Origin of the sequence: Collinsella aerofaciens (assembly GCF_028209625.1) — a bacterium.
Classification (GTDB): Bacteria; Actinomycetota; Coriobacteriia; order Coriobacteriales; family Coriobacteriaceae; genus Collinsella; species Collinsella aerofaciens_AM.
This window is the reverse complement of the sequence record NZ_JAQLDU010000024.1, coordinates 1-14234: the sequence shown is the minus strand read 5'-3', so window position 1 is coordinate 14234 and position 14234 is coordinate 1. Positions and strand designations below refer to the sequence as shown.

The 14234-nt window shown below is 59.9% G+C and carries 6 protein-coding genes; 2 read left to right on the top strand and 4 right to left on the bottom strand.

Annotated elements, in window-relative coordinates; genetic code table 11:
- Positions 1 to 247: 247 nt before the first annotated feature.
- Together PMW70_RS09225 and gltA are read left to right on the top strand one after the other, a co-directional pair.
- On the top strand, positions 248 to 1087 hold the full coding sequence (locus PMW70_RS09225) for a sulfide/dihydroorotate dehydrogenase-like FAD/NAD-binding protein (RefSeq protein WP_006235793.1): 840 nt from the start codon (positions 248 to 250) through the stop codon (positions 1085 to 1087).
- A complete protein-coding gene (gltA, locus tag PMW70_RS09220; protein ID WP_089572633.1) occupies positions 1078 to 2487 on the top strand; it encodes an NADPH-dependent glutamate synthase in 1410 nt (469 codons plus the stop codon). The genes PMW70_RS09225 and gltA overlap by 10 nt, the downstream gene beginning before the upstream one ends.
- Before the next feature lie 405 nt (positions 2488 to 2892).
- On the opposite strand, the gene PMW70_RS09215 is transcribed toward gltA, so the two are convergent.
- From PMW70_RS09215 to PMW70_RS09200, 4 genes are all read right to left on the bottom strand, one after another.
- A complete protein-coding gene (locus tag PMW70_RS09215) occupies positions 2893 to 9507 on the bottom strand; it encodes a leucine-rich repeat protein (RefSeq protein WP_271744686.1) in 6615 nt (2204 codons plus the stop codon).
- 336 nt (positions 9508 to 9843) lie between these two features.
- Positions 9844 to 11802 carry an LPXTG cell wall anchor domain-containing protein gene (locus PMW70_RS09210; protein ID WP_271744685.1) on the bottom strand — a complete coding sequence of 653 codons (1959 nt, stop codon included), beginning with the start codon at positions 11800 to 11802 and terminating at the stop codon, positions 9844 to 9846.
- Between the two features lie 99 nt (positions 11803 to 11901).
- Positions 11902 to 12216 (bottom strand): hypothetical protein, encoded by a 315-nt coding sequence (locus tag PMW70_RS09205; protein ID WP_271744684.1) that lies wholly within the window; start codon positions 12214 to 12216, stop codon positions 11902 to 11904.
- Between the two features lie 205 nt (positions 12217 to 12421).
- Positions 12422 to 14023: an LPXTG cell wall anchor domain-containing protein gene (locus PMW70_RS09200; protein WP_271744683.1), complete on the bottom strand. Its 1602-nt coding sequence runs from the start codon at positions 14021 to 14023 to the stop codon at positions 12422 to 12424.
- Positions 14024 to 14234 lie beyond the last annotated feature (211 nt).

Genomic DNA, 14234 nt, shown 5'->3' with positions numbered 1-14234 from the left:
GGGCATCGGATTCCCACATTCATCCGTACATGTACGGATGAATGTGGGAAGTGTTCGGATGAAGTTGCCAATCAAGGAGCGGATAAACCCTTTTCCCACCCGCCGAAGAAACACGTAAGTGACATGTCCATGAGGGTATAATTTGTACCGTATGTCTGCACAACGCCTGTGCGCGTACGGTTTTATTCGGGCCACCGTCCTTTTCCGTGGAGGCACGGTTCGGTAGCCCTAACAAGAGAGGGGTTCTATGTATAAGATCCTGGAGAAGACGCAGTTCTCGGAGAAGGTGTTCAAGTTCCGCATCGAGGCGCCTGCAATCGCCAAACATGCGCACGCCGGACAGTTCCTCATGGTCCGCGCCAACGAGACGGGCGAGCGCGTCCCGTTTACCCTGGCCGGCTGGAACGGTGACGAGGGCTGGGTCGAGTTCATCTTCATGGTGATCGGCAAGACCACCGAGATGCTTTCCACCTACGAGGCCGGCGAGTCGCTGCGCGACGTCGTGGGCCCGTTGGGCGTTCCCACCGAGATGGCCGAGGGCCCCTGCGCCGTCATTGGCGGCGGCGTCGGCCTGGCAATTGCCTTCCCGGTCGCCAAGCACCTGGTCGAGACCGGTCACGAGGTGCACGCCATCATGGGCGCCCGCACCAAGGACCTCCTGCTCATGGAGGACCAGTTCCGCGAGCTCCTCGACGAGGACCACATCCACATCACCACCGACGACGGCTCCTACGGCGAGCAGGGCGTTGTCACCGCTCCGCTGGAGCGCCTGCTGCAGGACAAGGCCGTGAGCCAGGTCTTCTGCGTCGGCCCCGTTCCGATGATGAAGTTCTCGACCCTCACCGCCCAGAAGTACGACACCCCCATCACCGCGTCGCTCAACCCCATCATGGTTGACGGCACCGGCATGTGCGGCTGCTGCCGCGTCGAGGTGGGCGGCGTGACCAAGTTCGCTTGCGTCGACGGCCCCGACTTCGATGCCACCCTGGTCGACTGGGATGACCTTCGTGCCCGCCAGGCCGCTTACCGTTCCGAAGAGGGCGAGTCCCTCAAGGCCTATGAGGAAAAGAGCTGCGCATGCCACTAGTTAACGGTCGTTTCGTTGCCGATATGAAGTCGCCCCGCACCCCCGATAACGAGGAGCCGGCTGCCGAGCGCGCCTGCGACTTCCGCCCCGTCGACAAGGGCTTCACCGAGGAGATGGCGCTGGCCGAGGCCGAGCGCTGCCTCAACTGCAAGAAGCCGTTCTGTGTTGAGGGCTGCCCCGTCAACATCAACATTCCCCGCTTTATCGAGCAGATCCGCGCGAAGGACTTCGGCGGCGCTCTCGATACCATCCGCGAGGACTCCATGCTTCCCGCCATCTGCGGCCGCGTCTGCCCGCAGGAGAACCAGTGCGAGGGTAAGTGCATCCGTGGCAAGAAGTCCGAGCCCGTGGCCATCGGCCAGCTCGAGCGCTTCCTGGGTGACCGCCCCGAGCTCGCCTCCACGCCCAAGATGGCTCCCAAGAACGGCAAGAAGGTCGCCGTCGTCGGCTCCGGCCCGTCCGGCATCACCTGCGCCGGCGAGCTTGCCCGCAACGGCTTTGACGTTACCGTCTTCGAGGCATTCTTCACCGGCGGCGGCGTGCTGGTCTACGGCATCCCCGAGTTCCGTCTGCCCAAGGCAGTCGTCAAGCGCGAGATTGACGGCCTGGAGGACATGGGCGTCAAGTTTGAGTACAACTCCGTCGTGGGCAACATGGCCACGGCCGAGGAGCTGTTCGAGCAGGGCTTCGACGCCATCTACGTGGCAACCGGCGCTGGCCTGCCCAAGTTCCTCAACGTCCCCGGCGAGAACCTGCCCAACGTCTTCTTCGCTAACGAGTACCTCACCCGCGTGAACCTGATGAAGGCCAACAAGTTCCCCGAGTACGACACCCCCACCAAGCACGGCAAGAACGTCGTTGTCTTTGGTGGCGGCAACGTGGCTATGGACGCCGTCCGTACCGCCAAGCGCCTGGGCGCCGAGCACGCCATCATCGCCTACCGTCGTACCGAGGACGAGATGCCCTGCCGTCGCGCCGAGCTGCACCACGCCAAGGCCGAGGGCGTCGAGGTTCTGCCGCTCGTCTCCCCGCTCGAGTTTGTCGCTGGCGAGGACGGCTCCGTGTGCGCCGTAAAGGTCCAGAAGATGGAGCTCGGCGAGCCTGACGAGTCCGGCCGTCGTCGCCCGGTGCCCATCGAGGGCGCCATCGAGGAGATCCCCTGCGACGTCGCGATCTCGGCTATCGGCACCAACGCCAACCCCTTCGCTGCCAAGATCGGCGGCAAGATGGAGCTCAACAAGTGGGGCTACATCGTCGCCGACGAGGAGACCGGCCAGACCACCGATCCCCGCATCTGGGCCGGCGGCGACATCGTCACCGGTGCCGCTACGGTCATTCTGGCGATGGGCGCCGGCAAGAAGGCCGCCGCTTCCATCACCAAGAGCCTGCTGGGCGAGTAATCACCTACAGCGCTCGCCATCAAACGGCAAAGTCCCCGTCGAGCACACGCCCGACGGGGACTTTTTCTATGCCGGTCGACCGACCACCACAAAGGGGGCAGGTGCCTTTGTGGTGATCTGGGGTCTGGTCGGCAAACCAATTCCGGCGTTTGTCTCAATCTGTAACAGTTAGACCCTGTTGAGCTTCGTAGTTGTTACAGATCAAGATATTGTGCGAACATCCGCCTGTTCATCTCGATCTGTAACAGTTAGAGGCCAAATATCCCGCTTGGTGTTACAAATCGAGACATTAGGCTGACGGCCGGACCGTTCATCTAAATCTGTAACACCTGGAGCCCAAATATCTGGCCTGGTGTTACAGATTTAGATTTTGCCGAAGCCGCGGATAGGCACCGCCACCCAACCCTAGCGCTTGCGGCGCTTGGTCGCGGCGATGCCGGCGGCGGCAACGGTTGCGCCGGCGATGCCCAGAGCGGCGACCGTCATCGCGGTGGCGTCACCCGTGTTGACGAGCACCGCAGCATCGGACTTCTTACCGTTCTTGCCCCCACCCTTGGACTTGTCCGTCGTCACCGTGGTCGTCGTCGAAGTCGAACCACCCGCAGGAGCCCCGGTACCGCCAGAGCCATCCGCACCGCCACCCTGCTCACCGCTGCCAGGCGTCGGCTTGGGTTCCGGCTTGGGTTCCGGCTCGGAATCGGGCGTCGCCTCATCGGTCACCGTAATCGTAATGTTCAGACGCTCGGAATACTCGCTGTACGACATGCCAGGGCGCTGTGCCGCAATGCGCACATATATATTGCTATCGAGCGCAATAGGCTCGGTGTACTTTACGCGGCCTTCGTCACGGCAGGGACACGTGTCGTTGGTGGTGTACCAAATCGTCATGCCGTCCTCGGCCGAAAGCTCCAGCTTCGTACCCTTGGGAACCGTAATGTAGTTCTCCTTGGGCGACCATGCACCAAACGTCGTCGCACCAATCGTCGCCACCGGTCGCGCCGGTCGCACTGCCTCGGCAGACACGCGCACGTCGACCTGCTTGGACAGCGCCGTGCCGTCCACCGCCGCCGTCAACGTCGTCAAACCGGGCAGAGCACCATGCAGCACAAACGTCGCCGCGCCGTCCTCGCCCGTCACGGCCTGGGTGGCATCAACAGAGCAGATAGCCGTGGACTCCAGCCCAACACTAACCTTGGCGCCCGCAAACGGCTTGCCCGCCTTATCGGTCACGTGCGCCACCAGCTCAAAATCACTGCCCTCAAGCATGGTCACGGCCTGCTCCACGTTGAGCTTGAGCTTGTCGGCACGAACGCCTACGACAAGCTCGCCACTTGCCCAGCGCGCCATGGCCGTGCCAGCGTAGTTGCGAGCACCGTCTAGCTCAAACGCCACCGTCGAGCCCGCCTCACACGCATCGGCATAGCGAATACGCAGCACGCGCGACAGCGGCTTGCCATTGGGATCATCCTGCTTATCGAGCCACGTATACGTCACGTCACCCAAGCCCTGCGCGCACAATGCGACCAGGGCATCGTCGCTCGCATCCATATACTGCGCAAACTCAACCTCGACGCAATCGGTATAGGCATGGGCCGAAGCCATCTCGGGCGCCGCCGTCGACACCAAACCAATGTTCACCTCAGTCTGAATCGGCGGCACGCGCAGCCAAGCCGAACGCGCCTCCTCATACCCGTCCTTGGTCACGCGCACCTGATACCAGCCGGTCGGCGTATTCCAGTTGTACGCACCGTCCGCACCCGTTGCAAGTGGATTGTCCTGTTCATACTCCTCGGCATCCCAACGCACGGCATTGGTACCGGTCGCATCGTCGGCGCTCCACAGCTCAACCGTCGCGCCTTCAACCGTATTGGACAGCAGACCCTCGTACACCACGCCCGCAGGGTCGGGTGCCGCCTTGGCAGCCACGTTGCGATAACGCGCCTCGAAAATCGACTGCATCTTCTCGTCCGAGATCAAGCCGTCCTTGTTGGCGTTATAGACCTCGGCATCGGTCAGCTCGCCCCAGTTGACCGTAATACGATTCTGGCACGCGCGCTCCACCTGCTCGCAGGCAACATCGTAGGCGCATTCGGCATTGGTCAGCTTAATCGCGCGCTCCGAACCTACACTCGTCGAAGCCGCGTCATAGGCAGCGCCCACCACGGTACCCGCCGAACCGGCCGTCAGCACGCCGGCGATTGTCATAATGGAGCCCACCGCCACATCGGTGCTATCGTGGCAGAGCTGGCGATACAGCAGATCCTCAAACGCACGCGCCTTCTCCATGGCGTCGCGCAGCGCGTAAATGCACTTCCAGTCGTCCTCGGTCTTCTCGGGCTTGGCAAGCAAGCGCGTATGCTGAAGCTCATAGCCCTCGCGCTCGCCCTTCACCTTCTGCATACGGACGTTCACGTTCTCCCAGTTCTTGCTGGCATCGTTCACGCCGTAAATGCCGGTAAAGATGCCGATGCCCTGGGTCGCCGCGGGAAACGCCTGGCCGGCCGCCTTCCACGCATCGGTCTTAAAGACCTGGCCGAACATCTCACACTCGATCTTGTAGCTTTTGAGCGAACGGATCGTGCGGATGAGCTTCATGTGGGCGCTGACGTCACCGTTGCGCTTCCAAGCCATAAGCCAACCGCGAATCGTAGAGTTATTGAGGCTGTGGACTACGTTCCAGTTATCGTACAGATTGTCCAAAATGTCGCATTGCATGGCGATTGAGTTAAACAGCAGCGCCTGGTTCTTGTTGTTATTGGAGTTCTCGATAAACTCCGACTCAATGTAAGCGGTCTCGTCGCCATCGGGCGCGGCGACCTTAAAGCCCTTGACGGTATCGTCGTCAGCCGCCTTGTAGCTCAGCGAGCTGCCGAGCGCCTGGCCCAAATCGTTAAACCCGCTCGTCGACTGGCCGTTGTACTCGCTGGCCTTAATGCCCGCACACTTGTTGAGCGCCGCAGCGGTTGCGTCATTCCAGCTTCCGTATTGGTTGAGCTGGCCGATACCCATCGACTGGCCCACCAGATCCTCGGCCTGCTGGGCAATAAACTCCGCTCGCGACGCATGGTCGACAAGTTCCTTGATGGCCGCCGCATCCGCAGCGCTTGCACCCTGAGCCGACGCGAGTTCCTGGTACCAATCCTCACCGGTGCCGTACGCGTCCTCAAAGATCATCTTGTCCACGTTGACGCCATAGCTGTCGCCCTGCTTGGTCAGCAGCGCCGACGAGCCGCCAACCGCAGCCTTAAGCTCGGCGGCAAACTGCGCGGCCTCGTCGTTGCCAGCATCATCACCCTCGCCGTCGCTGGCGGCGGGGGCGCGACGAGCCTTGCGGGCAGCTCCACCTTGGGCTTCGTCCTCTTTACCACCCTTCTCTTCCTCGGCAAGCGCATCGGCGACCATCTGGTCAATCGCATCGTTAAAGGCCTCGTCGACATCGTTAAAAGAGTTATCCATCATATACTCGTGCCACTGCTGCACGGCATTCGAGAACTCCTGCTGGCGCTCCTCGGCCGCGGCGGAATGCTTTTTGGCCGAAGCGTTGGCGTCAAAACTCAGCATGGTCATAAGCTGAGCATTGGAGATGCGGTAGGTCTGCGGCATAAAGATCTGCTCAAAGTTTCCGCAGTTCACATAGGTCGAGTCATTCGCCTTGTTAAACTCGTCGAGCAGCTTAAGGTAACCCTCGTCCACATACTCCGCCACATAGCGCACACGGGTGCCCTCGCGCGACTTTTGAGTCAGAGGAATCGTCACCGTCTTGCCATCCACGCAGTCCACGTACAGGTCGAGCGTGTCGGCGGCCTCTTCGTTTCCCACCTCAAGCGTGATGTCAAAGGTCCAGTAGGCGTTCTTCTTTTGTGGCAGATGATGGAAGGTCCACAGGCTCTTGCCGGTGTCCTTGCCGTCCTTGACCAGGTTTTGCGTACCGCCACGATACGTCACATCAAAGTTCCAGACCGAAGCACCCGGAACATAGCGCACATAATTGCGAGCCGTTACCTCGGCAGCAGCGGCGGCAACATCGGTCGAGCCCACGCGCGCCTCGAGCGTCACGCGCTCGGCGGCAAGCGTATCCTGCGGCAGCTCGTATTCAATCTTGGCACGGCCGAGTTTATTGGTCTTGCCGGTGTACTTTGCAGCCGACGAGCCCGTCCCCACGGTGAGCTGCACGCTCTTGCCCGGCGCCGCATAAACGTAGGCCACATTGCCCAGCAGGCTGTGAACGTCGGTGTTGTCGACCTCGATGCGCGATCCGCTAACCTCGAGTGTGGTGCTTCCCAGCGGCAATGTCACCTCGCCCAGCGTAATAAGCGGCGAGATGGCATAGATGCCTGCGGCCTTAGGCTTAAAGCGCACAAACACATCGGCGCCCATGCCCTTCTTCATATTGAGAACGAGGTTATCGCCCTCCCACGTCGCGTCAGTCCACCATGTATGGGAGCTATCGCCGGGGTCGCGAGAGCCAGCGGACACATCCTCGACGGCATCCTTGGCCAGCGGAATCTCAATCTTGGCAGCCTGGCTGTCCTTGAGCTCGTAATGAATGCGCAGCTCGGTCTCCACGCCAACGACCGCGGACGAATCAGCGATAACCGAGCCCGCCGTCAGCCCACGCTCGGCACGATACGTCTCCACGTCAAACGTGGGGACGTCGAGCGTCACGTCGAGCTGTTTGCCGTCCTCAATCTTCACCTGCTTTTGCGCGATATGCTTACCCACGGTCAGCCCTAGGCGGCTAAACGTGGAATAGCTCGTCGCTTGGATGTCGTAGCTCGTCTTGTTAAAGGCAACGATGGTGTAAGAACCGGCCTTAAGGCGCGGCGTCTCGGCCTTCATGATAGGCGTGGTGCCATCGTCTTCGTAACCCATCAGACAGGTGACACCGTCGGCAACTAGCTTGCCGTCGGACGTACGGAACACCAGCACGCGGTTGGCGCCCTGGTAGTCGCCCTTGGTCGTGACTGTCGCCGTACCCCAGGGCTTCAAGTCGATATCGACCTTGCCGGCCGAAGGCTTCACCGTCGCCGTCGCCCCACCCAGCCTGAGGCTGTCTTTGGGCTCGAGCGTTATCTCCAGATCCTGGTCCGCGTCGGCAATGGCCTGCGACACCACAAGTGCTGTGCCCTGGATACGGAAGTCGTTTTCTTTGTCACCCTTGGCAGGCTTAAGCGTCTTGCCGCCGCTCTTCACCGTCAGATCGATCTTATCGAGACTATCGAGCTCAATGCGTTCGGTCTTATCCTGGCCCACAATCGGTTCAAGATAGCCCACGTTGAGCTCAATCGCGCGCGAGGCCGGAATCTTGGTAAAGTCCTCCGCCTTAATCTCTCCGATATTCCATGTGCCCGTCATCTGGTCGCCCGGGCGCGCCAGCACCATGTCATAGTAACCGCTGAGCGAAATGCGCAGGGTGGCTGCTGTCTTGGAGAGAGCGTCCGCTGTAAAGCTGCCGTCATCGCCAACCGCCAGCGGCGTGGACTGCCCCGCCTGCACGAGTGTAGCCGTCGCGCTCTGGGGAAGTTTGCCCGTCACCTGGGCCGCCTCGCCCATCCACTCAAACGTGTAAGCAGGCTTCGAGGAATCGACGGAGTCCTTGCGATCGGCCACGGCATCGGCAAGCTTTTTGACCATCGAGGGGTTGCCAGCCGAATCGGTCGCATAGGCATAGATGGTCTGGCCTTCACTAAAGGGAATCGCATACGTTACGCCATCGATTGTCACGCGCTCATTATAGTCGCCCGGATAGCCCGCCTCACCAAACCGAAGATCGGGGTTCATCACGCGCAGGGCAACGGCATTATGGTTCGTCTCGTTTCCGTATCTCGTGTTCTCAAAAGCTCCCCACTCTATCATTTCCACGCTTTTGGGTAGCACAATCTCTTTGCCGGCAATCGCAGGATCAAGAGAGGCGAACGCGTGCGCTCCGATATATTTAACGCCGTCGCCGATCGTCACCGACAACACAAAGGAGCACCCGTCAAAGGCATTGCGCTCAATCCGCTCCACCGTGCCCGGCACATTGATCTGCGTAAAGGTGAGCACTGTTGTGTCCGAGACATAGAACTGTGGCACGCCGCAATAGGCGAATGCAAGATAGTCGATAGTTTTGACCGAAGGCGGCAGCGTTGCCACCACCTTGTCGTCAAGTTGTTCACATTCCTTAAAGGCCTGCTCGGGAATCGTGGTAAAGGCCGCGTTGTTGGGCCAGGTTACCGTTTGGAGTGTCTTGCTTTTGTAGAATGCATAGCTCTTGAGCTCCTCGACCGAATCGGGCAGTGCGATCTCTTTGATGCTGCTGCCGCCCAAGCCTCCAACCGAGCGGACATGCGAATTAGGGGCGAAGGTAATCGATGTGAGCGCAGCGCTTCCCATACCCGTAAGGCTTACGACATTTTTGTCGTCGATGGTCGAGGGCACCTCCAACGTGGTAATGCCCGCGTCGCCATACTCGATAGAAATTTCGTTGGTGAGGCTATCAATCGAGAAGTAGTACTGCGCGGGGGTCTGCTCGCCGGCCACGTAGCCATCGTCGTATTCGTCCTTTACGCCCGTGGCGCCCTTCGAGGTTGCCCAGAGTTCAAGTTCCTCGTTCCAGGTCGCCTCGGTGCCGGAAGCCTCCTCTTGCTTTTGCTGCTCGGCGAGCTCCTTGCCCTCGACAAGATCGGTGGCAAGCGTACCCGCAGGTGTGCTCTCGGTCTGTCCGGCGCCCGTCAGGCCCGCCGCCGATGCAATCTCGGAGTCCGGGGGCGCAGGGGCGTCACCGGTATCGAGCACTGTGGAGTCGGCAGCGCCGGCATCGGGCGCGGGGTCGGCGGAAGCAGAGTCTGACATTTGGGCGTCAGCCGAATCGGCGGGAGCAGCGTTGGCTGCTTGGCCGTTATCCGTCTGCACAAAAGTGCCGTCGGTGGTGAGGGTCTCGGCAAACGCGCCCGCGGGCAACGAACCCGTCACCATGGTGAGGGTCACAGCGGCAACGGTCAGGCAGCGGCAAAGCGCTCGAACAGTGGTCCACCTCATGGTCGTTCCTTTCCTGCAAACCAAAAGTTATCCAGCGTAATCGTCGTCCAAAAACAAAGCGAACGGTAGGTTCATATATGCGAACCTACCGTTCTACCTGCGCAAACCACCACAAAAGGGACAGGCGCCTTTGTGGCGGTTCTGGACTTGGCCGGCCAGTTTGTCTCGATCTGTAACAGTTAGAGGTCAAATTCCCCGCTTGGTGTTACAGATCGAGACATTAGATTGGCGGCCATTCGGTTCATCTCAATCTGTAACATCTAGATCCGTTTTGGGCAGTTTGGTGTTACAGATTGAGATTTTGCTGAGGCCGAGAACGAGAGCCGTCACCCAGCTCTAGCGCTTGCGACGCTTGGTCGCAGCGATGCCTGCGGCGGCAACGGTTGCGCCAGCGATGCCCAGGGCGGTGACCGTCATTGCGGTGGTATCTCCCGTGGCAGCCAGGACGGCGTCGCCCTTCTTGGTCGGCGTGGCCTTCTCAACCGTCTTGGTCGTGGTAGCTGTCGCGACCGGCTTTGTCGCGGGCTTGGTCTCGGGCTTCACCTCAGGCTGCGGCGTCGGCTTGGGTTCCGGCGTAGGCTGCGGATCGGGAGTCGGCGTGGCTTCAGGCGTAAAGGTCAGATCAGTGTTGAGCCACAGGGTGTAGATCCAGCCGCTGTCCTCATCGGATACGCTATCCGCGACCTGGTAGCCGCATTCCACGCCGTTGATCACCAGCTTGGTGTCGGGCGTGAAGTAGAAGCCGCGCGCGGACTTGAGGTAGATGCCGTAGCGATAGGTCACGCCAGGCTTAAAAGCATCGATGTGGTTTGTAATGTTCTGATCCCAGAACTTCTGGGAGTTCACTTCGCTGCCGTCGCTACCCGTCCAGAACTCACACTGAGGAAGGGAGTTGGAACCCATCGGAACACTCGCCGTAAAGACCGGCTTATCGCCTGCCTTGAAGGTGGTCGTGGCGCCGTTGACCTCGATAACGTCGATGGCACGCCATTCGTCGATCGGCTGCTCGCACAGCATATTGTCTGCTTTTGGCGCGAAGACGCCGTTGTCGGTCTTGATGTGGTGCGCCCAATGACCGTTGACGTTCATATTGCAGTCATCGGCCACGGTATTGTCGCCCTTGAGCCTCAGCTCGACGGAATACATGTAGAACTTGCCCTCTTCGAAGTGGTCAATCTTCTTCATGCCCGGCTTGTACTCCGCGGGATCGGAATACCAGAAGGCGACGGGTACCGACTCCCCGGATTCCATATCGAGCTCCATTTCTTCCCAGCACTCGTAGGCAATCTCGTACTTGTCGGCATCGGCGGCAGGAATCGTCGCGGTCGCGCGCGGCGCCTCGCCGGGCGCGTAGTCGGTCTTCACGTCGTTGACGTCCAGGTTATGGAGGGCTTCGTTTTCCGACGAAGCAGGCATCGTAATTGTTTTAATAGCAGGGACATACAGGAATTCTCCGCTTAGACTCGACTTTACGGTTTCCCCGTTTACGGTAACAACGGTTTCATCGCTGAAGGAATATCCGTCTTTTGGCTTCAGCATAAGAGAATACACGTACTCTTTCCCGCTTTTAATCTTTGTAATAGTCGGCAGGGAACCATGTGAGCCGTTATCGGAATACCAGGCAGCAACGGGTTCGTTGTTTTCAAATTCCTGCCAGCATTCATAAGCGATTTCGTATTTATCTGCATCGTAGTTAGGGACACCTGCCGTCGCCTGCGGACCAGTATCCAGCTGCCAATTGAAGTTCGTATTCTGAACATTGGCAAAGGAGATGGATTCCGATTCTGATTCCGCTGCCGGGATAACAAGGCACGCCCTCTCGTAGACATGGGTGCGGGTGTAGTAGTCATCCCGGATCTCGTTAATAGTGGGTTTCCCGGTCGCCTCGGTGTCTCCTTTAAAGGCGTCGTCCGGATCACCGATGATGATATTCCCGGGCTCTGTACCCGTATACGTAAGCTTGGATCCATCATAGGTGGTCGTCATCTTGGACTTATTCTCCTTGTACTCCGTAAAGTACTTCTGTTCCTCCTTCTGTCTCTGAATCTTGCTGATATCCAGGGTAAGCGTTGTTTTATTGCTCGCACTGTCATACGCCGCATGGACGATCAAGTCCCCCAGGCCGATAAAAGTCAAAGCGCTACCATCGAGAGCAGACTGGTCTCCATCTACAAGGGCAATCCCCTCCACATACTCAATCGTTTCTTCTTTCTTGATGTCGGTGTAATTGTTCCGCACCGTAATATTGACCCTAACGCCGCTGCCGCCAACAACATCGGTCACACCGCAGGGCATGATGGCGTCATTCGCCGGCGTGGCGGCGTTGTCGCTGGGAGTATTTTGTTCAGCGGGTGCCGCATCGTTGGATTCATCGGTGGCGCCAGTCAGGGCCGTCTACTGAGGCTCAACGGTGGCTTGCGCCGCCGGAGCAGCATCGGTTGCAGGCGCGGTCGAAGCAGCTGGTGCGGTCGTTGCAGCCGTATCCCCCGCAACCGTCGGCGTCACCGGAGCTGCGGCAACCTCATCCGTCCCAGCGGCGGGATCGGCGCATTCCGTCGCCAGCGCCACGCTCGGCAGCAGCAACTGACCGACCATAAGCGCACACGCGCCGGCGCAAGCGATTTTGGCACCCACACAACGCCAGGCACCGTGAACCAGCGAGCAGGTACGCTCACGCTGAGTTTGCTTATCAAAGTGGCTTCCGTTCATAACGGCCTCCTTGGTCGATGGGCCATACCACCACAAAGGTGCCTGTCCCCTTTGTGGTGGTCCTGTGCCACCAAGATGTGCCAAATGACTCCGCACGCCTAGGTTCGTAGATGCGAACCTAGGCCTCTAACTGCGGAAATACAAAGAGCCGCCGCAAGAGCATTTATGCCCAAGCGGCGGCTGAAAATGGCTATGAAAGATTACGCTAGCGGTTGCGGCGCTTGGACGCAACGAAGCCGGCGCCGATGACGGACGCACCGGCGATGCCGAGGGCTGCCGCCGCCATCGCGGCGCTATCGCCCGTGGCGGCCAGGGCGCCGGAAGCGTTTTTGGCCCCAGCTGCAGTCTTGGTCGTAACGGTCTTGGTGGTCTTTGCGTCCTTGTCTACGGGCTTGAGGTCAGGCTTCTGCTCGGGATTGGGCATGGGATCGGGCTCCGGAGCCGGCTCGGGGTCCGGCGTTGGGTCCGGCTCCTGCCCGTCTCCAAAATCAATCACCACATCATGGGCGACCTCGGCAGAACCGACGATATCCGAAATCGTAGACGAACCGGCAACACCGATGACCTGCCCGCTCTGGGAACTAGTCCATTGCCCCGTATCGACATCCTTTTTCACATCGCGCACGGCACCGTCCATCGGAATCGTAATCGTCGCGTTCCCTCGTAAATCGATCATCGCGGCATGGTACAGGGTCGCATTCACAACGTTGCGGTTGATCGCATAAATCCCCGCAGTCGCGCCCGAAGCCTCAATCTTCGATTTGAAAATCTGGATACGAGGCGTTTCAAACCTGGTATTTGCCTCTGCCATGATTCCAAAACTTTGATTGCGATCGGCGTCGATGCCGCTTGCGGCAGACAGGCTTCGAGACGTGAGGTTCGACTTCTCGACAAGCATCCACACCGCACCGTCTTGCGAGCGTGCGCTGATACCCGCCGAGAGCGAAGCCGCACTACCAGCCGAAAGCGTGACATCGGCTCCGTTGACGATTTTCATGAGGGTATTCTTCTTGATACCAAACGTATTGATGCACATGGAAGCCCACGAGGCATCGCCAGTCTTAATCGACAGACTGGCGCCATCGACGGTGACATCGCCGCCGTGCTCATAAGCGGAATCCGGCTCTTCCTGCTCGCCTTCCTGAGCAGCGTGTCTGTTTGGAATGTTATCAGCATGGATACCGCAGATGATCTCCACTGGACGCCAAGATCCTTCAGCCGACTTCGCCTCGATTTTGACATCAGCGCCCTTATCGATTGTCACGCTGCCGGCCGTCGCACGAATGCCCGCCACGTTTTCCGCTGCACCCGAAGCCGTCGCGTTGACGCTGACGCCGCTGATGGTCACATCGCCGCCGGTCCTGCCGTCTCCCGACGCTGTAATTACATCGTTCTGGGCCGTCGCATTCAGGGTGCCGTCGCCGGTAATGGCAAGGTTGCCGTTCTTGACAGCAATGGCGCTCTGCCCGGCGTCGGCCGTGACGGTGTTGGTGCCCGTCACGCCGATGGTGAGGTTGCCCTTGGCGCCGATGGAGCCGCCGTCGTAGCCGTTGAGCTTCATGTCGTCGGCGCCGTTCCAGGACCAGGTTCCTGCCTCGTCGCCGGCAGCGGTGCCCGCGTCGTACTGCGTGCCGCCCACGTTGACCCAGTCGGCGGCGAGCGCCACGCTCGGCAGCAGCAGCTGGCCGGCCATGAGCACGCAGGCCCCCGCGCAGGCGAGTTTTGCGCCCACGCGGCGCCATGTTCCGTGGGAGAGCGAGCACGCGCGGCCGTGGTTGATTGAGTTGTCATGGATTTGCGTTCGCATGTGAGCCTCCTTGTCGTAAGGGGTGCTTCTATAACACCATGTTACGGGAAGATATCCGGATCCTGGGGCACAAATTCTCATGTGGCGCACCTGCCAGCGCAAAAGGCAACGAGCACGCTATTGCCAAGCACGCCCCGCCCATTACAGTCTGAAGTGGGCCACCGATAAATTTCGATGGCGAGCATTCGGCGCATTGCCTACGATACGGGCA